Origin of the sequence: Sphingomonas sp. CFBP 8760 (assembly GCF_014841615.1) — a bacterium.
In the GTDB taxonomy this organism is placed as follows: domain Bacteria; phylum Pseudomonadota; class Alphaproteobacteria; order Sphingomonadales; family Sphingomonadaceae; genus Sphingomonas.
This window is the reverse complement of record NZ_JACYUG010000015.1, coordinates 60,083-80,361: the sequence shown is the minus strand read 5'-3', so window position 1 is coordinate 80,361 and position 20,279 is coordinate 60,083. Positions and strand designations below refer to the sequence as shown.

The following is a 20,279-nucleotide window of genomic DNA, read 5'->3' as shown; positions in this document are numbered from 1 at the left end:
TCGAGTTCGCCTTTCACCTCAGGGGAACTCTCCACTTTTCCGGGGCAAGTCCACCCCGCTTCGGGAGTGATCCGCACACACCACGCGCCCTCCAGCTCTTTAACGTCCTCGCCTCGGAGCTGAGCAATCTCACCAACCCGAGCGCCCGTGTAAGCGCAAAGCCATGGGACCCACCGGCGAGCTCTGGCGTGTTCAACTGACATTCGAGCTGGTGGCGGCTGGAGAGCGGCCGAGAGGATCGCTTGGGCCTCAGCGGCCGTAAATGAGCGCTCACGGAGCTTTACCTTTTTGGGCTGCTTGACCTTTACAGCGGTGGCAACATTCTCCGGTAAAATGCCTTCATCGACCGCGTAGGAAAGCGTTGCCCTGACCGGGGTGATATACTTGTCGCGGACGGTGACGGGGCTACGCTGGGCACCTTGCTTAGTCGGTTCAGCTAGGAGATGATCCCTCCACGCCCTGAGGTCGTCGGAAGTCAGACGTGCCGGGTCGTCGTGGCCAACAAAGTCTATCAGTCGCTTGATGTATCTGCGCCACTCGTCGCGCACGCCTGGCGTCATCCCCTCGTTGGCCGCTGCGTAAGCGTCGTAGAGGCCCAAAAGGTTTAGGGATGCTGAGCGGGCAACTGGGGCCCTTGGCGCCTCTCGGGCCGAGCGGGGCGGTTCGGGAGGTGTGACTACGAGCTCACCATCTAGCCGCCTCAACATATCTTCGTGAGCGGTCACGGCGGCATCATTCAGAGCGATGCAAAGCTGGCCGAAAGCAGGAGCTTGAGGGTCGATGAGCCGCCCACGCCTTTCCGCCACACCAATGGCTACCGTGCGCCATGCCTCCACGATGCCCTCAAGGTCTCCATTCGCACGGAGCGCCCGTCCCGCCTCGGCAATGGCGGACGCCGCCACCCGCACGCTTCTCGTCCATTCTGCCGCCTGGTCCGAGGTGGCCGATGGAAGAGCAACACCGGCTCTCTGCATGGCCTGGCCCACCTGGAGCGCTCGCCGCTTAGCACCCTGGTCCCACCGCCGCAGCATGTCAGCGTCAAGCTCGGTCGAACGGTAGTGCTCAGCAATCTCGGCGATCATGGGCCCGTCGAGCACATCGTAGGCCCCCAGCGCCTGTCGGCGAGCTAGAGCCACCGTCGCCTCCCACAGCCCCAACGCAGCCTCGTAGCGACTCAAGAAGCCGGCAGAGCCTTCTCGGCCCAAGGAGACTTTAAGGACCGTGGGACCCATCCCATCCGGCCCAGGAATGAAGCGCCGGAGCTCCGGGGGATACTGACGGCGAAAACTGACACGGCCGGAAGCATGGCGAAGAATGTGCTGCACGAGCATTGCCATAACAGGTTTCTTGTACCTCCTCCATGGACCTATCGGAGCCAGAAAGGGCAGAAAACTGCGATTTTCTAATGATGTCAGCTCCCTGTGGAGCCGTGGTGCCGCTTACAGGACTCGAACCTGTGACCCCCGCATTACGAATGCGATGCTCTACCAGCTGAGCTAAAGCGGCCCTCGTGTATCCGGCGTGCCGGGTCGAGGCGGCGCGATTACCAGCAGTGGGGGCGGCTGACAAGCGACAAGATCGCCTTCATGGCATCCGGAATGATCCCCGCCCGTTCAACGTCCTCATTTACGGTGCGTTTACGACAATGCGGCCATGGTCGCCGGACTATGGGGACCCGATCGATGCACCTGCATGCCACGCTGGCCGAATCCGCGCCGCGGCCGACCTTGTCGATGATGCCGCCGCCGGCCGCCATGATGGCCGCCACCACGGCGGGGCCGCTGTTCGATGTGGGCGGGGCAGAGCGGCGGATGCACGCGCGGGCCTATGGCCACTGGGTATCGTTGCTGCACGGGCGACCGCTGCCGTCGATCGACGACGTCGATCCCGCCACGATCGCCGGCTTCGCCACGCACGGCGTGCTGCTCGATTTCACGCAGGACGCCGCCGATCCCCGCATCGCGCATATCGGGTCCGCGCTTCGCGATGAGTGCGGGGTCGACGGGGCGATCACGCAGGTCGGCCAGGTGCCGCCACGCTCGCTGCTGGCCCGACTGACTGATCATCATGGGCAAATCGTCGCGGATCGGGCGCCGGTCGGCTTCGAGGCGGAGTTCGTCGGCACGCGCGGCCGGACGACGCTGTATCGCGGTATCCTGATGCCCCTGTCCTCGCCCGGCGGCGACCGGGTCGACTTTGTCTACGGCGTGGTCAACGGCAAGGAGGTCGCCGATCCCGCGGTACAGGCGCGGCTCGATGCCGAACTGGGCGCGGCGATTATGGCCGATCTGCAGGGCCTGCACGACGCCCCGGTATGGGCGGATGGCCCCCATGCCGGCGACATCGCACCACCGGTCGATGCCGTCCTGACGATCCCGCCCGTCGGCTTCGCCACGACGGAAGACGCACTGGCGACCGCCCGCGATGCCGCGGCCGCGCTCCACACCGCCGATCTGCGCCGCCGGGCGGTACTCACCCGCGCCCTCAGCCACGCCTACGACCTGTCGCTGCCAACCGCTTCGGGCACCGGCAACGTAGAATCCGGCACGGCGGTGATCGCGCTGGTGTTCGGCGAGGATCACGATCCGGCACAGCGCGCCGGCTGGGCGGCGGTGCTCGATCATGCCCGTCGTCATGGCGTCGCCCCCGGCCGGCTGCCCGGCTTCATCGAGGAAGCCGGGGGGATCGATGCGATCGCCGCCGCCGAACGCCGCGCCGCACGCCGCCGGGGTTGAAGCCCCGCCGTGCGCGGCGCATAGATCGCCGCCATGGAGAAGGACAACATCGCAGCTGCGCTTGCCGCCCGGCTGACCATCGGCGCGCTTCCGGCGGAATTGCGCGATTTCGGACCCGAGGAGGTGGCGACCGCTGCCGCCTTCGTCGCGACCACCGGCGCGGTGCGCGCGCCCGGCCAACCGGTGATCGCGCTGGAGCCGATCGCGACCGACGATGTCCGCCGTCGCATGCGCGTCGCGATCGTCAACGACGACATGCCCTTCCTGGTCGATTCGATCGCCGCGGCGATCGTCGGGCTGGATATCGCGATCCACCGCATCATCCATCCCGTCGTGCCCGTCACCCGCGACGACCAAGGCCAGCTGGTCGAGGTCGGCAACGGTGCCGCCCACGAATCGATGATCTATCTGGAGCTGGAGCGGGCCGACGCGCGCGACCGGCGCGAACTGACCGCCGCGCTCGACGCCGCGCTGGCCGATGTGCGGGCCGCGGTGGCGGACTGGGGGGCGATGCGTCAGGCGATGTCGCGCGATGCCGACGCGCTCTGGTCGGGTGAGGGCGCGGCGCTGCTGCGCTGGTTCCTCGACGGCAAGTTCACGCTGCTGGGCCACGAACATCGCGATCTGGCCAGCGACGATGCCGCGCCCGTCGCGATGCTGGGCATCGCCTGCAACCCGCAACCCCGCCCGATCCTGGCAGAGGCGTCGCGCAAGCTGGCGATCGAATGGTTCGAGGGTGGCGGCCAGTCGCCGTTGCTGCTGAAGTCCAACCTGCTGGCCCGCGTCCACCGCGCCGTGCCGCTCGATCTGGTGGTGATGCCGGTGATGGCGGGCGGCCGCGTCACCGGCCTGTCGATCCATGCCGGGTTGTGGACCAGCGCCGCGCTCGCCGCCGATCCGCGCACCGTGCCGGTGCTGCGCACGCGCCTGACCGCGCTGGAGGAGAAGTTCGGCTTCGATCCACGCGGCCATACCGGCAAGGCGCTGACCCATGCGCTGACCGCCTTGCCGCACGATCTGGTCGCCGGCTTCGATCCCGATCAGCTGGAGGAACTGGCGCTGACCGCGATGTCGATCGCGGATCGCCCGCGCCCGGCGGTGGTGCTGGTCCGCTCGCCGCTCGGCCGCCATCTCAACGCCTTCGTCTGGTTGCCGCGCGACGACGTGACCACCGGCCGCCGCGTCGCGATCGGCGAGATGTTCGCCGAGGCAGCGGATGCGGAGGTGCTGAACTGGTCGATCGCGCTGGAGGACGGGCAGGTCGCCCTCCTCCGCTACATGCTCGACCCGCGCGATCCGCGTGCCCCCGCCCCCGATGTTGCGCCGCTCGGCCAGCGGATCGAGCGGATGGTGCGCGGCTGGGTGCCCGACGTGGAGGCCGCGCTGGCCGAGACGCTGCCCGCCGCCCGCGCCGCGCGACTGGCGCTGCGCTGGGCCGGGGCCTTCCCGCAGAACTACCGCAACGTATCGACCGCGGCGGAGGCGGCGATCGATATCCAGCGGCTTGCCGCGCTGGAGACGCCGGAGGCGCGCGGCGTCCGCCTGATCCCCGTCGATGGCGATCCGGCGGCCGACCGCCAGTTGAAGATCTACAAGCTGGGCGGCGCGCTCGCGCTGTCGGATGCGGTGCCGGTGCTGGAGAATTTCGGCTTCCGCGTGATCGGCGAATTGCCGACCCGGCTGCGCGATCTCACCATCGGGGCGGGCGACGCCTTCGTCCATGATTTCGTGGTCGAAATCCCCGCCACCAATACCGATCCCGCCGTGCTGGAAGGCGCGATCGCCGCGGTGCTGCGCGGCGATGCGGAGAATGACGGTTTCAATCGCCTGATCGTCGAGGTCGGGCTGGCGCCATCGTCGGTACTGCTGCTGCGTGCATGGTTCCGCTATCTGCGGCAGGCAGGGCTGACCTATGGCCTCGCCACCGTGGTCGATGCGTTGCGCCGCGCGCCCGATGTCGCCCGCGCGCTCGTCGCCCGCTTCGCCGCCGCGCACGATCCGGCTGGATCGGGCGATGTCGAGGCGGGCGAGGCGGCGATCCTCGCCGGGCTCGACGCCGTATCCGCGATCGACGACGACCGTATCTTGCGTGCGCTTCACGCGGTGGTGGCAGCGACGCTGCGTACCAACGCCTTCGCCCCCGCCGCCTCGGAAGCGCTGGCGTTCAAGCTCGACAGCCACCTGATCCCCGGCCTGCCCGCGCCGGTGCCGTGGCGCGAAGTGTGGGTCTATTCCCCGCGCGTCGAGGGCATTCACCTGCGCGCCGGCCCGGTCGCGCGCGGTGGCCTGCGCTGGTCGGACCGGCGCGACGATTTCCGCGTCGAAATCCTCGGCCTGATGAAGGCGCAGCGGGTGAAGAACGCCGTCATCGTGCCTACCGGTGCGAAGGGCGGCTTCTATCCCAAGCAACTGCCCTCCCCCGCCACCGATCGCGACGCGTGGCTGGCGGAGGGGACGGAGAGCTACCGCATCTTCATCCGCTCGCTGCTGTCGATCACCGACAACATCGTCGGCGGCGCGGTGGTGCATCCGGCGCATGTCCGCGTGCTGGACGGCGAGGACCCCTATTTCGTCGTCGCGGCGGACAAGGGTACCGCGACCTTCAGCGATGTCGCCAACGCGCTCGCCCTCGAACGCGACTTCTGGCTGGGCGACGCCTTCGCCAGCGGCGGCAGCCAGGGCTACGATCACAAGGCGATGGGCATCACCGCCAAGGGGGCATGGGTCTCGGTGCAGCGCCACTTCGCCGAACGCGGCGTGGACGTGCAGACCGATCCGGTCACCGTGGTCGGCTGTGGCGACATGTCGGGCGATGTGTTCGGCAACGGCATGTTGCTGTCGGAGACGATCCGGCTGGTCGCCGCGTTCGACCACCGCCACATCTTCCTCGACCCGAACCCCGACGCCGCCGTGTCGTTCGCGGAGCGTGCCCGCCTGTTCGCGCTGCCGCGCTCATCCTGGGCGGATTACGCCGCGCCGCTATCGACGGGTGGCGGCATCCACAGCCGCGGCGCCAAGCAGATCGCGATCACGCCGGAAGTCCGCGCCGCCCTGGGGATCGAGGCGACCAGCCTCGAACCCGCCGCGCTGATCGCCGCGATCCTGAGGGCACCCGCCGACCTGCTCTGGTTCGGCGGTATCGGCACCTATGTGAAGGCGGCGGCGGAGAACAACGCCGCGGTCGGCGATCCCGCCAACGATCGCCTGCGGGTGAATGCGGAGGACCTGCGCGTCACCGCGATCGGCGAGGGCGCGAATCTGGGCGTCACCCAGGCCGCGCGCATCGCCTTCGCGGCAGCGGGCGGGCGGATCAACACCGACTTCATCGACAATTCGGCGGGCGTCGACTGTTCGGACAACGAGGTGAACATCAAGATCGCGCTCAACCGCGAGATGAACGAGGGCCGGCTGGCGGAGGCGGATCGCAACGCCCTGCTCGTCTCGATGACCGACGATGTCGCGCACCTCGTGCTGGAGGACAACCGCCTCCAGACGCTGGCGCTGTCGATCGCCGAGGCGGCGGGCGCGGAAGCGACGCCCCGCCACGTCCGCGCGATCGAGATATTCGAGGCGTCGGGCCGGCTCGACCGCCAGGTCGAGGGGCTGGCCGGCAACGAGGATCTGCTGCGCCGCGGGCAGGAGGGCCATGGCCTCACCCGCCCCGAACTCGCGGTGCTGCTCGCCACCGCCAAGCTCGCCCTGCAGGACGCGATCGAGAAAAGTGGCCTCGGTCTCGATCCCGCCCTCGCCCCCGATCTTCACGCCGCCTTCCCGGCCGCGATGCGCGACCGGTTCGCCACCGCGATCGACGAACACCGGCTGCGCGGTGAGATCGTCGCGACCAAGATCGCCAACCGCCTCGTCAACCGGCTGGGGCCGCTGCCCGCGTTCGAACTGGCGGAGGAGGAAGGCGTCGACCTGTCCGACATCGCACGCATGTTCGTCGTCGCGGAACGGCTGTTCGGGCTCGGCGCGCTATGGGCGGATATCGATGCCGCCGCGATGCCGGAACCCGCGCGGATCGCGCTGTTCGAAGAAACCGCGCTGGCGGTTCGCTCGCACATCGCCGATCTGCTCCGCATCGCCACCCCCGGCACCCCGCCGCAGGAGGTGATCGACCGGCTGGCGAACGGGATCGCCCAGCTCGACCGACAGACCGATACGCTGCTGCTGGACGAGGTGCGCGCGCATGGCCAGCGGATCGCCGACCAACTGGCGGCCACCGGCGCGCCCGCCGATCTGGTCGCGCGGGTCGTGCGGCTGTTCGAACTGGACGGCGCGGTCGGCCTCGCCGATCTCGGCGTCCGGCTGGGGCTGGACGAGGCGTCGCTTACCAGCGCCTATACCAGGCTGGGTCAGGCGCTGGGGCTGGACTGGGCGCAGGGCCATGCCACCCGCCTGTCACCGGGCGATCCGTGGGAACGGCTGCTGGTCGCGGGCCTGGTGCGCGAGTTCGAGCAGTTGCGCCTCGGCTTCCTGGCCCGCACCGCCGGCACCGATCCGCAGGCCGCGATCGAGGCATGGCTGACCGACAACGACCGTCGCGTCGGCCAGTTCGCCGCGATGATGGATCGCGCCCGCCTCGCCCCGCAACCCAGTGCGGCGATGCTGGCGCAGATCGCGGGACAGGCACGGGTACTGCTGGGGCGGTAAGGCGGCGACACCCGCCCCGCCCCCTGCTCCCCGGCGGAGGCCGGGGTCCAGTTGGGTGACCGTCTGCGATGACGAACTGCCGCCTTCTCAACTGGGCCCCGGCCTCCGCCGGGGTAGTAGCTTCAGGCGGGTGACGCATGTCTCGGTAACGACCGAGGTGAAGCCGAACGAGCGGCTATCTGCGGCGAGCCGGCTTTGCCGATCTTTTCCGCCCCCATCGCCAACCGATGATGGCTATCGGCACGACCGGAGCCGCCAGCAGCAGCCACCGCAGCGCATCATCGGCACCGCGCCCCTGCCAGCGACCCGCCCGTGCGACGGCGGCACCGCCGCGCGTGGTATCGTCGGCGACCTTCACGATCGTCTCGCGACCATGGTCGGTCAGCGTCACCAGCCAATCGGGTTGGCCCGGCCCCGCGCCGGGCCACACCACATGCGATACCTTGCCCCGCGCCACCGCCTGCGCCCGCATCACCACCGTCGCCACGCCTTGCGCGGGCTCGACATTCACCGTGTCGTCGACGGGATCGCCGCGATCCACCGCCAGCACGCGCGCCGTCGGCGGATCGAGCCACACCCGCGATGCCCCCGCCACCACGATCACCGGTCCACCGCCCCGCGACAGGATCAGTTCGCCGATCCGGTCGTCCGGTCGCAGCCGTGCCCGCGCCGCCGCCGGATAGGCACCGGGCGGCAACAGCGCCCGGCCCGTCGTCGCGAATCGCGCGGGATGGATCAGCCGGTCGAGCGGCGCGAGCCACAGCAGCGCGACACCGCCCGCCCACAGCAGCGCCAGCGCGATGATCGCCAGCCGCCGGCTGCGATCCCGCTTCCGCTTCGCCTTCCGTTTCGCCGTCCGCGCCATGGGCCGCCGCTGCACGACAGGCGGCCCCGAGTCCATCCGCTTCAGGCGTCGGCCCAGCGCCGCAGCAGGTTGTGGTAGATACCGGTCAGCTGCACCACCGCCGCATCCCCCTGCCCCCGGTCGGCGGCGACGGTCTGGACCGCGCGATCCAGTTCGAACAGCGTCCGCCGCTCGCCATCGTCGCGCACCATCGATTGCAGCCAGAAGAAGCTGGCGGTCCGCTCGCCGCGCGTGACCGGCGTCACCCGGTGCAGGCTGGAGGCGGGATAGAGGACGAGGTGCCCGGCAGGCAGCTTCACCACCTGCGGACCGAACTGGTCCTCGATCACCAGCTCGCCGCCGTCATAGGTAGCCGGGTCCTCCAGAAACAATGTCGCCGACAGGTCGCTGCGGAGGCGGAAATCGGTGCCGCGCTTCATCCGGATCGCATTGTCGACGTGCAGGCCGAAATCCTGTCCGCCGGCATACCGGTTGAACAGCGGCGGAAACACCTTGAGCGGCAGCGCCGCGGCGACGAACAGCGGCGACCGGCCGAGCGCGTCGAGCACCAGCCCCCCCGCCTCGCGCGCCGCCGCCGAGTCTTCCGGCAATTGCCGGTTGCGCTTCGCCAGCGCCGCCTGCGGGCCGGAGGTAACGTTGCCGTCCACCCATTCGGCGGCATCGATCAGCGCGCGCACCCGCGCCACGCCGGCGGCATCCAGGACATCGGGGATCGCGATCAGCATGATGGACCTTGTCGTCTCCTGCCCGCCCCCGACGCCTTCCGGGGGACGGGAACGGGCAGAAGTAGCTGGTTCAGAAGCTGTAGAACAGCGACGCCTGCACCGCCCGCGCATCGCCGGGGGTCGCCCAGCCATTGTTGCGGATCGAGGTGAAATAGCGTTCGTTGGTCAGGTTCTGGACGTTGACCTGCGCGGTGATCCGCTCGACCGGCGACCAGGACAGGAACAGCCGGTGGAACAGATAGTCTTCCGACCGGAAGATCGGGGTCACCGCGGTCGACGCCAGGTTGGTCGGGGCCGCCAGCGCCGCATTGTTGAGCAGGAAGCTGCCCTGATAGGTCAGGCCATATCCGATCTGCACTCCGAACGGCAGCTGATAGGTGGTGAACAGGCTGCCCGAATGGCGGGGCGTGTTGGTCAGTCGCTGCCCCGCCTGCACGTCGGGAATGGCGGCGGTGTTGCCGCACGGGTTGGTCGTCGTCGCGGTGGCGCCGGACCCCGTCGTCACCAGCCTCCCCGGATTGGCAAGGCAGAAGTCGGACACCGATTGCCGGATCTTGCCATCCAGATAGGTGTAGTTGGCGAAGATCGACCACGACTTGGTGATGTTGCCCGTCGCGCCCAAGGCGATGCCCTCCACCCGGCTGCGTCCGTCCGTCACCTGCAAGGTGGGGATGATCGGATCATTGGTATTGACCCGGTATCCGGTACGATCGTTGCGGAAGGCGGCCGCGGTCAATTGCAGGCGACGACCGAACAGGTCGGCCTTCACCCCCGCCTCGTAATTCTTGGCGGTTTCCGGCTGGACGGCGCACGGGTCGCCCACCTGCCCGTTGGCGGCGACGATCAGCGTGCCGCACCCGGCGCGCACGCTGGCGGAGGTCGGCGTCTTCGAATTGCCGTAGGAGACATAGATGCTGGTGTCCGGCGTCGGCTTGAAATTCAGCCCGGCACGGTACGAGAACAGCTTCTCGTCGCTCACCTGATCCGCCCCGCGCGTATAGGTCCCCAGCGCCGGCCCGACCGCGGTCGAGAAGGTATCCGCGCGGAAATCGACCTTGTTATGCTCGTACCGGCCGCCGACACTCAACTCCAGTTGCGGCAGCAGCGCGATCGTATCGAACGCATAGACGGCAGCGTTGGTGTTCCCGCCCTCCGACCGGCCGGACGGGATGAGGTTCACCGGACCGGTATAGACGGTGTTCGGGTTGGTCAGGTTGATGATCGACGGGACGACCGTGACACCTGTCGCCGTCCGCAGCGAGTTGCCGGTAGAAAGCTGATAATCCTCCCACGCGAATGACGCGCCCAGCACGAAGGTGTGCTCCAGCCCGAACGTCGCGAACGACGCGCGCAGATCGGTCTGGTTGTAGAGCAGCTGGTTGAGCTGGTTGCGGACGAGACCGCGCGGACCGCTGGCGAGATAGTTGTTCGCCGGCACCGTGATGACGAACGGGGCCGCGGCGGTCGCGGGTCGCAGGATGCCGTCGTAGATGACGGGCGAGGTGTAGGACGAGGTGCAGGCGGTATCGGTCGGGGTACGATTGTTGCCCAGGCAGAACACGCCCTGGGGCGCGCTGGTCGTCGAATCCTGTCGCACGCGCTGCCAGCGGGTCAGGTTGCGGATCGACAGCGTGTCGGAAAAGGCATGGGCGAAGCGCGCGGTCGCCTGATCGACCGTGACGTCCTGCGCGTCGAGATTGCGGATGCCGTAATAGGCGCTGTCGTTGCCGTCGATGCCGGGCAGCGGCCCGTCGTTCACCGCGTTGCGATAATAGGGGACGCCGTATACCGGCGTATTGTCGTCTTCCTGATGCAGATATTGCAGCGTCAGGCTGGTCGGGCTGTCGATGCCGATCGTCACCGACGGCGCCACGCCCCAGCGGCGGTTGCGCTCCACGTCGCGACCGGGGATGCGGTTCTTGTGGCCGACCGCGTTCAGCCGCACCGCGACCAGATCGTTCACGCGGACATTGCTGTCGAGCGTCGCACGGTAATACCCGTCGCTGCCGATGCCGAATCCGGCCACGGTCAGGTCGGTCGTCTGCGGCACCTTGGTGACGAGGTTGATGTTGCCGCCGACCGAACCGGACCCGCTGAACACCGTGTTCGCGCCGTTATAGACCTCGACCTGTTGCAGGTTGAACGTCTCCGAGCGGCTGTACTGCGCGGTATCGCGCACCCCGTCGATGGTGATGTCGTTGTTCGCGGAATAGCCGCGCAGGTTGATCGAATCGCCATAGCCGCCGCCACCCTCGCCCGCGCCGAAGGTGATGCCGGGTACGGTCTGCAACACGTCGCGCAGCGTCAGCAGGTTCTGCTTGCGGATCGTCTGGTCGCCGATGACGGTGATCGTCTGCGGCGTGTCGAGCAGCGCGCGCGTCGCCTTGGGGCTTTCCACCGTTCGCTCCATCTCACCCGTGACGATGATGTCGTCATCGCGGCTGCGGTCGCTGTCGACGCCCGTCGCGGTGCGGCGCTGCGCATCGGCGGCCGCAGCCGCGGCGATGGCGGCCTTGTCAATCGGATCGGCGGCATGAGCCGGGGCAGAGGCGATGAAACCGACGCATGACAGCGCGAGGAACGACGCGGATGACTTGGACACTGAAAACCCCCTTGATCTTGAGGGGCCAGCTATTGAGAGTCGTTCGCACTGTCAATGCTATTGCGAACCGCTTTCATCATTGCCGCGATTTGTAGTGCCCGCCGTCAGGTCCGCGATGAGCCATGTCCGCAACGCACTGGCCAGATTGGGGGGATCGACACCACCGATGCGCAACGCGTCGATCTGCGCGACCAGCGCCGACAGCGGCAGCGCCCGAACCGCCGCCGCCGCCTCCAGCGCCTGCCAGAACAGCGGTTCGAGACTGATCGAGGTCTGGTGCCCCGCGATCGTGATCGACCGCTTCACCGGCCCGGCGAACCCGCCCGCCGGCGCTGCGATCGGAAGAGAGACACGCATCGTTCAGTCGGTGTCGAACAGGCTCGCCAGCTGTTCGATGATCGTCCCGCCCAGTTGCTCGGCATCCATGATCGTCACCGCCCGGGCATAATATCGCGTCACGTCGTGGCCGATGCCGATCGCGACCAGTTCGACCGGGCTCTTGCTCTCGATCCAGCCGATCACCTGGCGCAGGTGCTTTTCCAGATAGCTGCCCGAATTGACAGAGAGCGTCGAATCGTCGACCGGCGCGCCATCGGAGATTACCATCAGGATGCGCCGCTCCTCGGGCCGGGCGATCAGCCGGCTGTGCGCCCACATCAGCGCTTCGCCGTCGATATTCTCCTTCAGCAATCCCTCGCGCATCATCAGGCCCAGCGCGGTGCGCGCGCGCCGCCATGGCTCGTCCGCCTTTTTGTACACGATGTGGCGAAGGTCATTCAGCCGGCCCGGCTGCGGCGGCCGCCCCGCCGCCAGCCATGTTTCCCGGCTTTGCCCGCCCTTCCACGCGCGGGTGGTGAAGCCGAGAATCTCGGTCTTCACCCCGCACCGCTCCAGCGTGCGGGCGAGGATGTCGGCGGAAATCGCCGCGATCGATATCGGCCGCCCCCGCATCGATCCCGAATTGTCGATCAGCAGCGTCACCACCGTATCGCGGAAATCGGTTTCGCGCTCGATCTTGTAACTCAGCGACTGGCCGGGGCTGGTGACGACGCGGGCGAGGCGCGCGGCATCCAGCATCCCCTCCTCCTGATCGAAGTCCCAAGCCCGGCTCTGCTGCGCCATCAGCCGCCGTTGCAACCGGTTGGCCAGTTTCGACACCGCCGATTGCAGATGTGCCAGTTGCTGGTCCAGATAGCCGCGCAGCCGCGCCAGTTCCTCCGCGTCGCACAGGTCGGCGGCGGTCACCACCTCGTCGAACTGCGTCGTCCATGGCTTGTAATCGAACTGCGGGCCGGTATCGGCCGGGGGCCGGTTGGGGCGGACGGGTTGCATCGCCTCCTCGCCCTCGTCGCCGGGTTCGCCGTCCATATCGTCGTCGGGCGCGTCGTCGCCCATCTCGTCGGACTCGCCCTCGTCCCCGTCAGCCTCGCTCTGCTCGCCGCGCGCCTCGACCTCGCCGTCGCTCTGGCTGCCGTCCTCGGCGTCGTCGGTCTCGTCGTCCGCCTCGTTCTCGGCCTCGCCTTCCTCGTCGCTGTCGCCCTCGTCGGTCTCGTCGGGCTGTTCCTGCCCTTCGACCAGTTCAAGATCGACCAGCATCCGCGTCGCCAGCGTCTGGAACGCCCGCTGGTCGTCCAGCGCCAGCGCCAGCGCGGACAGGTCGGCCTTGTCCGCTACCCAGTCGCGGACCAGCGCCAGCCCCGGCGCGGTCACCGCCGGCGCTTCCTGCCCGGTCAGTGCCTCGCGGACCAGCAATTGCAGCGCGGTGGGCAACGGCACCTCCGCACGCGATCGCGCCCGCGTGATCGGGTCGGCGCGCATCCGCACCGCCAGCGCCTGCGCCAGATTGTCGCTGATCCCGTCATAGCCGCGCGATCCCAGCGCCTCGACCCGCGCGGTTTCCATCGCGTCGAACACCGCGCGCGCCACCGGCTCCGCCGGCGCCGCCCGCTGGTGCAGCGCCGTATCGTGCAGCCGCAGCCGCAGCGCGAACGCATCGGCGAAGCCGCGCGCCTCCGCCACCTGATCCGCCGGCAGCGCCCGCGCCGGCATCGGCACCTTTAGATGCTTGCCCGACTGCACCGGCGCGTCCGCGGTGAAGGCCAGTTCGACCTCCGCCTCGTCCGCCAGCGCGCGCGCCGCGCCGCCGAGGACGGCCTTGAACCGGTCGAGAGGAGTTTCGTTCGCCATCAATCCTCTAATGCCAGTTCGGCAGCCGCACGCGCCAGTGGTACTTCGATCCTCGCAAGATCGAGATCGGAGTCCTCATGTGCCTCGTCACGCGCCGTGCAGCCGAACAGCGATACATGCTCGATCTCCATCGCGTACAACATCGCCTGATGCGTCCTGAGCCGCGCCACTGCCTCGGTCCGCAACATGACGTGCCGCTCCTCAAGCCTTGCCGACCACGCTTTCCGGCAAGTCCTTGCCGAACACGCGCTGGTAATATTCCGCCACCAGCGGCCGTTCCGCCTCGTCGCACTTGTTGAGGAACGACAGCCGAAACGCGAAGCCGACATCCTTGAAGATCAGCGTGTTCTGCGCCCAGGTGATGACGGTGCGCGGGCTCATCACGGTGGAGATGTCGCCATTGACGAAGCCCTTGCGCGTCAGGTCGGCGACGCGGACCATCGCGTCGACCTGCTTCTTGCCATCGGGCTTGTCGTATTCGCCCGATTTCGCCAGCACGATCTGCGCCTCGACCGCGGCGGGCAGATAGTTGAGCGTGACGACGATGTTCCACCGGTCCATCTGGCCCTGATTGATCTGCTGCGTGCCGTGATAGAGGCCACTGGTATCACCCAGCCCCACCGTGTTGGCGGTCGCGAACAGGCGGAACCACGGGGAAGGGCGGATCACGCGGTTCTGGTCGAGCAGCGTCAGCTTGCCCTCCGTCTCCAGCACGCGCTGGATCACGAACATCACGTCGGGCCGGCCCGCATCATATTCGTCGAACACTAGGGCGGTTGGCGTCTGGAGCGCCCAGGGGAGCAGGCCCTCGCGGAACTCGGTCACCTGCTGGCCATCGCGCAGCACGATCGCGTCGCGCCCGACCAGATCGATGCGGCTGATATGCGCGTCCAGGTTGATGCGGATGCACGGCCATTTCAGCCGCGCGGCCACCTGTTCGATATGCGTCGACTTGCCGGTGCCGTGATAGCCCTGCACCATCACCCGCCGGTTGAAGGCGAAGCCCGCCAGCACCGCCAGCGTCGTGTCCGGGTCGAACACATAGGCGGGGTCGAGATCGGGCACACGCTCGTCCGCCACGGAGAAGGCGGGCACCTCCATGTCGCTGTCGATGCCGAACAGGTCGCGCACGCTCGCCATCCGGTCGGGCGCGTCGAGGATGGTCGTGTCGGAGGGCGCGGCGCCGGCGCGGGTGTCGGGGGTATCGGTCATGGTCATGTCGCCTAACGCCTTAGGCGAAGCGACGCTCCCGACTCAACATCATCATGGGCCAATATCGTCCATGTCCCGCCGGGGACCGGCATCGCGGCCCCCGTCGGTAACCTGCATCTACAGGAAGGCGGGTGCCTGGCGCAGTTGCTGATAGGCGGCGATCACCTTTTGCAGCATATCCTCGTGGCTGCGATCGCCGCCGTTGCGATCGGGGTGATAAAGCCGCACCAGTTCCGAATAGCGTTTGCGCAGGGCCGAGCGATCGGCGCTGGCCGCCAGTCCCAGTATCTTCAGGCTGGCCCGGTCCTGCCCGCTCAACGGCTTGCCGTCGGTCCGCTCAGGCGCGGTCTCGCGGCGGAAGCGGGCGCCGATCGCGTCGAGCGGATCGCTGAAGTCGGACCAGCGCGGCCCCTGATCGCCGCCGCCCGCCCGGGCGAAGGCACGCGTTTCCCGTTCCCATCCCGCCAGCGGCCGCTGCGCGTGGTGGATCTCGTCGGCGGTCATCCCGTCGAAGAAATTGTACCGGCTGTTGAACGCGCGGACATGATCCAGGCACATCCAGCGGAACCTGGGAGGGCCGCCGCCATCGCCCGCGCCTTCCAGCGGGGGGGCGCGGAACTCGCCCGGCTCCGTGCATCCCGGTGCCTCGCATATCCGGCCCGTCCCCTCGATCCGGCCGTGAAACCGGGGTGATGGCCGTTCCTTCCTGTCGTTCCGATCCGCCACGTCGCTCCCTGCGCCAAAACCGGCTATATAGGGGCGATGACCAGCACTGCCACCGAACCGCTCGACCGGATCATCGCCGATCGGCTGCGCGCCGCGCTCGCCCCGACCCACCTCGCCGTCTCGAACGACAGCGCGCAGCACCGCGGCCATCTGGGCGACGACGGCACCGGCGAGACGCATTTCAGCGTGACGGTCGAAAGCACCGCCTTTGCGGGGCTCAATCGCGTCGCGCGGCAACGGCTGGTGAACAATGCGCTCGCCGATCTGTTGGCTACCCGCATCCATGCGCTGGCGATCCGCGCCAGCGCGCCGGATGGATGACAGAACGCTGAACAGGGAGGGGCCGGAAATGGCGTATGAGCTATGGTACTGGCCGGACATCCCGGGCCGGGGCGAATTCGTGCGGCTGGCGATGGAGGCGATGGGCCTCGACTATGACGATTGCGCGCGCCGGCTGGGCGCGGAGGCACTGGTCGCCGACATGGCGGCACGGCGGGGGCGCACCCCCTTCGCCGCGCCCTATCTGGCCAGCGAGGGGCTGGTCGTCGCACAGGTGCCGAACATCCTGATGTTCCTAGGGGAACGGCACGGCATCGTCCCGTCCGGGATGCGCGACCGGTTGTGGCTGAACCAGATCCAGCTCACCGTCACCGATATCGTCGCGGAGGTCCACGCCGTCCATCACCCGATCGCGACCGGCGATTATTACGAGGACCAGCAGGCCGAGGCGATCCGCGCCGCCACGCAGTTCCGGGACGAACGGCTGCCCAAGTTTCTCGACTGGTTCGAGGCCGCGATCCGCGACACGCCCGGCGACTGGCTGATCGACCATCACTGGACCTATGCCGACACCTCGCTGTTCCAGCTGGTCGCGGGCCTGCGCTACATGTTCCCGCAGCGCATGGCGACGCTGGAGCCGGATTATCCCGCCATCGTCCGCCTGCATGACGCGGTCGCCGCGCTGCCCGGCGTCCGCGCCTATCTGAAAAGCGATCGTCGCCTGCCCTTCAACGAGGACGGCATCTTCCGCCACTACCCGGAACTGGACGCCGCATGACCGTGCCCCGCCGTTCCCGCCCCGCCGCGCGCATCCTGCTGGTCGACGGGCGGGGGCGTGTGCTGCTGTTCCGGTTCGACCCCGCCGATCGCCCGCCCTTCTGGGTGACGCCGGGCGGCGCGGTCGATCCCGGCGAAACCTATGCACAGGCGGCGCGGCGCGAACTGGCGGAGGAGGTCGGGCTGTCGCGCGACTGCGGGCCGGAGGTCGCGCGCCGCCAGGTCGCGTTCCTGACGCTGGAGGGCGTGGATGTCGATGCCGACGAGCGTTACTTCCGCGTCGATGTCGACGCGCACGAGGTCGTCACCACCGGTCACACGCCGCTGGAACGCCGGGTCATGACGCAGTGGCGCTGGTTCACCCGTGCCGAGGTGGCGGCGCATCCCGAACCGGTCTTTCCGGTCGACCTGCTCGACCTGCTTGCCGCCACCGACCCCTTGGAGAGACCCGCATGACCGATCTCACGCGTATCGCCCTGTCGACCGGGGTCGAACTCGACGTGCAGCTTGCCGGACCGGAGGATGCGCCGGTGGTGATCCTGCTTCACGGCTTTCCCGAATCGCATCGGACATGGCGGGACATCGTCCCCGATCTGGCGCGCGACCACCGCGTCGTGGCACCCGACCAGCGCGGCTATGCCCGTTCGTCCAAGCCGCCGCGGGTCGAAGATTACGCCCCCGACCGGATCGTCGCCGATCTGCTGGCACTGGCGGATGCACTGAGGATCGGCCGCTTCACGCTGGTCGGGCACGACTGGGGCGGCGCGGTGGCGTGGATGGCGGCGCTCGGCCATCCCGACCGGATCGGGCGGCTGGTGATCGTCAACGCGCCGCATCCGCTGGTCTTCCAGCGGTCGCTGTTCGACGATCCGGCGCAGCGTGCCGCCAGCCAGTACATCACCCGGTTCCGCGACACCGGGCTGGACAAGGGGCTGGTCGGCGCCGGGCTGGAACGCTTCTTCGCGACCAGCTTCGCGCAGCACATCACCGGCGCGATCGGCGGGGCGGACAAGGCGGCGTATCTGGACGAATGGAGCCAGCCCGGCGCGATGACCGCGATGCTCAACTGGTACCGCGCCTCGCAGATCATCGTTCCCGCGCCGGGGGAAGAGCCGCCCCGCCCCGCCTTTCTCGACGCCGCCTTCCCGCCGGTGACGCAACCGACGCTGGTGGTATGGGGCACGCAGGACAAGGCACTGCTGCCGATGCAACTGGAGGGGTTGGACGCGCTGGTGCCCGACCTGACGATCGAACGCGTCGATGCCGGTCATTTCGTACCCTGGCAAAATCCGGCGGCGGTGCTGGCGGCGATGCGGCGATGGAATATCTGAGCGGTTCCACGTGGAACGTTAACGGAACATCAACACGGCGCGACATTGCGCCCCCCTGCCCGTCCCGATAAGGCCCCCCTCGTGTCCGATACCGTGCCCCGCCCGCTCATCATCGCCGTGCCCAAGGGGCGCATCCTGTCCGAGGCGCTGCCGCTGCTGGCCGCCGCCGGCATCCATCCGGAAGCCGCGTTTTCGGACGAGGACAGCCGCGCGCTGCGCTTCGCCACCGACGATCCGGCGATCGAGCTGATCCGCGTCCGCGCGTTCGACGTCGCCACCTTCGTCGCGCACGGCGCCGCGCAACTGGGCATCGTCGGGTCCGATGTGCTGGCGGAATTCGCCTATTCCGAACTGTACGCGCCGGTCGATCTCGGCATCGGGCACTGCCGTCTGTCGGTGGCCGAACCGGTCGCGCTGGCGGCGCGGGACGATCCGCGCGGGTGGAGCCATGTCCGCGTCGCGACCAAATATCCGCACGTCACCCAAAGCCATTTCGCGCGGCGCGGCGTACAGGCGGAATGCGTCAAGCTGAACGGCGCGATGGAACTGGCGCCCACCCTCGGCCTCGCGCCCCGCATCGTCGACCTCGTCTCGTCGGGCCGCACGCTGAAGGAGAACGGGCTGGTCGAGGTGGAGCGGATCATGGACGTGACCAGTCGCCTGGTCGTGAACCGCGCCGCCATGAAGACGCGCGGCGACGTGGTGCCGCTGGTCGAGGCGTTCCGCCGCATCGTCTCGGACAAGCAGGTGGCGGCATGATCCGCCTCGACGCCGCCGCGCCGGGCTTCGCCGACGCCTTCACTGCGTTGGTCGAGGATCGCCGCGAATCCTCCACCGATGTCGCGCGCGATGTCGCCGCGATCGTCGCCGATGTGCGCACGCGCGGGGCGGCGGCGGTGCGCGACCTGACGCTGCGGCTCGACCGCCACGATCTCGACACCACCGGCTGGCGGGTCGATCCCGCCGAATGTGCCGCCGCCTATACGGCGCTGGAACCCGGTCTGGCCCGCGCGCTCGATCTCGCCGCCACCCGCATCCGCGCCTATCACGAGCGACAGAAGCCCGCCGACACCGATTATGTCGACGCGGCCGGGGTCCGCCTCGGCGCGCGGTGGCGGCCGGTGGACGCGGCGGGGCTGTACGTGCCGGGCGGACGCGCCGCCTATCCCTCGTCGCTGCTGATGAACGCGATCCCGGCCAAAGTGGCGGGCGTCGGCCGGCTGGCGATGGTGACGCCGACGCCGGACGGGCAGATCAATCATCTGGTCCTCGCCGCCGCGCATCTGGCGGGGATCGACGAGATATGGCGGATCGGCGGCGCGCAGGGGATCGCCGCGCTGGCCTATGGCGCGGGTGACATCGCGCCCGTCGATGTCGTCACCGGCCCCGGCAACGCGTGGGTGGCGGAGGCCAAGCGCCAGCTTTACGGCGTCGTCGGCATCGACATGGTGGCGGGGCCATCGGAGATCGTGGTCGTCGCCGATGCGCTGAACGACCCGGAATGGACCGCCGCCGACCTGCTCAGCCAAGCCGAGCACGACGTGACGACGCAGTCGATCCTGTTCACCGACGACGGCGCCTATGCCGATGCGGTCGCCGCCGCGGTGGAACGGCAACTGGATACGCTGGCGACCGGCGCGGTGGCGCGGATCGCGTGGGAAGCGAACGGCGCGATCGTCGTCGTGCCGACCCTGGCGGCGGCAATGCCGCTGGTCGACCGCCTCGCCCCCGAACACCTGCAACTGGCGGTGGACGAGCCGCAGGCGCTGTTCGACCGGGTGCGCCATGCCGGCAGCGTGTTCCTCGGCCGCCACACGCCCGAGGCGATCGGCGATTACGTCGCCGGCCCCAACCACGTCCTCCCCACCGGCCGCCGCGCCCGCTTCGCCAGCGGCCTGTCAGTGCTGGACTTCATGAAGCGCACCAGCTTCCTGGGCCTGGATGAAACCGCGCTCGCCGAACTGGGTCCGGCAACGGTGGCGCTGGCGGAAGCGGAGGGCCTGCCGGCGCACGCGCGATCGGTAGCGTTGCGGTTGCGACTGAACCGGTAGGGATCACCGCGCCTGTCGATCACTACCGCAGATGACGAGGCGGCAATTCCACCAAAACAGCCGATGTGGTTTGAACCCGAACAAATGGTGGCTAACCCACCTATAATGGATCGATCCAAGGACTGCCCGGGGGATC

17 protein-coding genes and 1 tRNA gene are annotated in these 20,279 nt (G+C 68.6%); 8 read left to right on the top strand and 10 right to left on the bottom strand.

The genetic code is table 11. The features are described from left to right. Together IFT82_RS20585 and IFT82_RS16125 are read right to left on the bottom strand one after the other, a co-directional pair. Positions 1-1,232 (bottom strand): recombinase XerD (locus tag IFT82_RS20585; RefSeq protein WP_207105811.1); only part of this gene is annotated, 1,232 nt, incomplete at its 3' end. Between the two features lie 198 nt (positions 1,233-1,430). Continuing rightward, positions 1,431-1,506, bottom strand: a tRNA-Thr gene (locus IFT82_RS16125). A 176-nt stretch (positions 1,507-1,682) separates the two neighbouring features. On the opposite strand from IFT82_RS16125, the gene IFT82_RS16120 reads away from it, so the two are divergent. Continuing rightward, complete coding sequence (locus IFT82_RS16120) at positions 1,683-2,735, top strand: PAS domain-containing protein (protein ID WP_192128682.1); 1,053 nt, start codon at positions 1,683-1,685, stop codon at positions 2,733-2,735. Positions 2,736-2,768: 33 nt separating this feature from the next. Next, positions 2,769-7,388 (top strand): NAD-glutamate dehydrogenase, encoded by a 4,620-nt coding sequence (locus tag IFT82_RS16115; protein ID WP_192128680.1) that lies wholly within the window; start codon positions 2,769-2,771, stop codon positions 7,386-7,388. A gap of 175 nt (positions 7,389-7,563) precedes the next feature. On the opposite strand, the gene IFT82_RS16110 is transcribed toward IFT82_RS16115, so the two are convergent. The 8 genes from IFT82_RS16110 to IFT82_RS16075 form a co-directional block, all read right to left on the bottom strand. Beyond that, positions 7,564-8,253, bottom strand: coding sequence for a hypothetical protein (locus tag IFT82_RS16110; RefSeq protein ID WP_207105810.1), 690 nt, complete (start codon positions 8,251-8,253; stop codon positions 7,564-7,566). A gap of 41 nt (positions 8,254-8,294) precedes the next feature. Further along, positions 8,295-8,978, bottom strand: a complete 684-nt coding sequence (locus IFT82_RS16105; protein WP_192128676.1) for a Fe2+-dependent dioxygenase — start codon at positions 8,976-8,978, stop codon at positions 8,295-8,297. Positions 8,979-9,048: 70 nt separating this feature from the next. Then, a complete protein-coding gene (locus IFT82_RS16100) occupies positions 9,049-11,580 on the bottom strand; it encodes a TonB-dependent receptor domain-containing protein (protein ID WP_192128674.1) in 2,532 nt (843 codons plus the stop codon). 57 nt (positions 11,581-11,637) lie between these two features. Beyond that, on the bottom strand, positions 11,638-11,937 hold the full coding sequence (locus tag IFT82_RS16095; protein WP_192128672.1) for a ribbon-helix-helix domain-containing protein: 300 nt from the start codon (positions 11,935-11,937) through the stop codon (positions 11,638-11,640). A gap of 3 nt (positions 11,938-11,940) precedes the next feature. Beyond that, positions 11,941-13,767: a cobaltochelatase subunit CobT gene (gene cobT, locus IFT82_RS16090; protein WP_192128670.1), complete on the bottom strand. Its 1,827-nt coding sequence runs from the start codon at positions 13,765-13,767 to the stop codon at positions 11,941-11,943. Further along, positions 13,767-13,955 carry a hypothetical protein gene (locus IFT82_RS16085; protein WP_192128663.1) on the bottom strand — a complete coding sequence of 63 codons (189 nt, stop codon included), beginning with the start codon at positions 13,953-13,955 and terminating at the stop codon, positions 13,767-13,769. The genes cobT and IFT82_RS16085 overlap by 1 nt, the downstream gene beginning before the upstream one ends. 13 nt (positions 13,956-13,968) lie before the next feature. Beyond that, complete coding sequence (cobS, locus tag IFT82_RS16080) at positions 13,969-14,979, bottom strand: cobaltochelatase subunit CobS (protein WP_192128705.1); 1,011 nt, start codon at positions 14,977-14,979, stop codon at positions 13,969-13,971. 117 nt (positions 14,980-15,096) lie between these two features. Further along, positions 15,097-15,705, bottom strand: a complete 609-nt coding sequence (locus IFT82_RS16075) for a DnaJ domain-containing protein (RefSeq protein ID WP_192128660.1) — start codon at positions 15,703-15,705, stop codon at positions 15,097-15,099. A 36-nt stretch (positions 15,706-15,741) separates the two neighbouring features. Between IFT82_RS16075 and IFT82_RS16070 the strand changes: the two genes are divergently transcribed. The 6 genes from IFT82_RS16070 to hisD all read left to right on the top strand — a co-directional run bounded on the left by IFT82_RS16070 (position 15,742) and on the right by hisD (position 20,143). Then, positions 15,742-16,026, top strand: coding sequence for a BolA family protein (locus IFT82_RS16070; RefSeq protein WP_192128659.1), 285 nt, complete (start codon positions 15,742-15,744; stop codon positions 16,024-16,026). Between the two features lie 28 nt (positions 16,027-16,054). Beyond that, positions 16,055-16,762: a glutathione S-transferase gene (locus tag IFT82_RS16065; protein ID WP_192128657.1), complete on the top strand. Its 708-nt coding sequence runs from the start codon at positions 16,055-16,057 to the stop codon at positions 16,760-16,762. After that, positions 16,759-17,217, top strand: a complete 459-nt coding sequence (locus tag IFT82_RS16060) for an NUDIX hydrolase (protein WP_192128654.1) — start codon at positions 16,759-16,761, stop codon at positions 17,215-17,217. The genes IFT82_RS16065 and IFT82_RS16060 overlap by 4 nt, the downstream gene beginning before the upstream one ends. After that, positions 17,214-18,092: an alpha/beta fold hydrolase gene (locus IFT82_RS16055; RefSeq protein WP_192128652.1), complete on the top strand. Its 879-nt coding sequence runs from the start codon at positions 17,214-17,216 to the stop codon at positions 18,090-18,092. The genes IFT82_RS16060 and IFT82_RS16055 overlap by 4 nt, the downstream gene beginning before the upstream one ends. 93 nt (positions 18,093-18,185) lie before the next feature. Then, complete coding sequence (hisG, locus tag IFT82_RS16050; protein WP_192128698.1) at positions 18,186-18,851, top strand: ATP phosphoribosyltransferase; 666 nt, start codon at positions 18,186-18,188, stop codon at positions 18,849-18,851. Next, the gene (gene hisD / locus IFT82_RS16045) at positions 18,848-20,143 is read left to right on the top strand and encodes a histidinol dehydrogenase (protein WP_192128650.1); all 1,296 of its coding nucleotides are present in this window, start codon (positions 18,848-18,850) and stop codon (positions 20,141-20,143) included. Before hisG ends, hisD begins: the two co-directional genes overlap by 4 nt. The last annotated feature ends 136 nt before the right edge of the window (positions 20,144-20,279 follow it).

Bases quoted from the DNA above. Each gene is read 5' to 3' on its own strand.
- IFT82_RS16120 (WP_192128682.1), top strand. From the start codon at position 1,683: ATGCACCTGCATGCCACGCTGGCCGAATCCGCGCCGCGGCCGACCTTG.
- IFT82_RS16115 (WP_192128680.1), top strand. From the start codon at position 2,769: ATGGAGAAGGACAACATCGCAGCTGCGCTTGCCGCCCGGCTGACCATC.
- IFT82_RS16110 (WP_207105810.1), bottom strand. From the start codon at position 8,253: ATGGCGCGGACGGCGAAACGGAAGGCGAAGCGGAAGCGGGATCGCAGC.
- IFT82_RS16105 (WP_192128676.1), bottom strand. From the start codon at position 8,978: ATGCTGATCGCGATCCCCGATGTCCTGGATGCCGCCGGCGTGGCGCGG.
- IFT82_RS16095 (WP_192128672.1), bottom strand. From the start codon at position 11,937: ATGCGTGTCTCTCTTCCGATCGCAGCGCCGGCGGGCGGGTTCGCCGGG.
- cobT (WP_192128670.1), bottom strand. From the start codon at position 13,767: ATGGCGAACGAAACTCCTCTCGACCGGTTCAAGGCCGTCCTCGGCGGC.
- IFT82_RS16085 (WP_192128663.1), bottom strand. From the start codon at position 13,955: ATGTTGCGGACCGAGGCAGTGGCGCGGCTCAGGACGCATCAGGCGATG.
- cobS (WP_192128705.1), bottom strand. From the start codon at position 14,979: ATGACCGATACCCCCGACACCCGCGCCGGCGCCGCGCCCTCCGACACG.
- IFT82_RS16070 (WP_192128659.1), top strand. From the start codon at position 15,742: ATGACCAGCACTGCCACCGAACCGCTCGACCGGATCATCGCCGATCGG.
- IFT82_RS16065 (WP_192128657.1), top strand. From the start codon at position 16,055: ATGGCGTATGAGCTATGGTACTGGCCGGACATCCCGGGCCGGGGCGAA.
- IFT82_RS16060 (WP_192128654.1), top strand. From the start codon at position 16,759: ATGACCGTGCCCCGCCGTTCCCGCCCCGCCGCGCGCATCCTGCTGGTC.
- IFT82_RS16055 (WP_192128652.1), top strand. From the start codon at position 17,214: ATGACCGATCTCACGCGTATCGCCCTGTCGACCGGGGTCGAACTCGAC.
- hisD (WP_192128650.1), top strand. From the start codon at position 18,848: ATGATCCGCCTCGACGCCGCCGCGCCGGGCTTCGCCGACGCCTTCACT.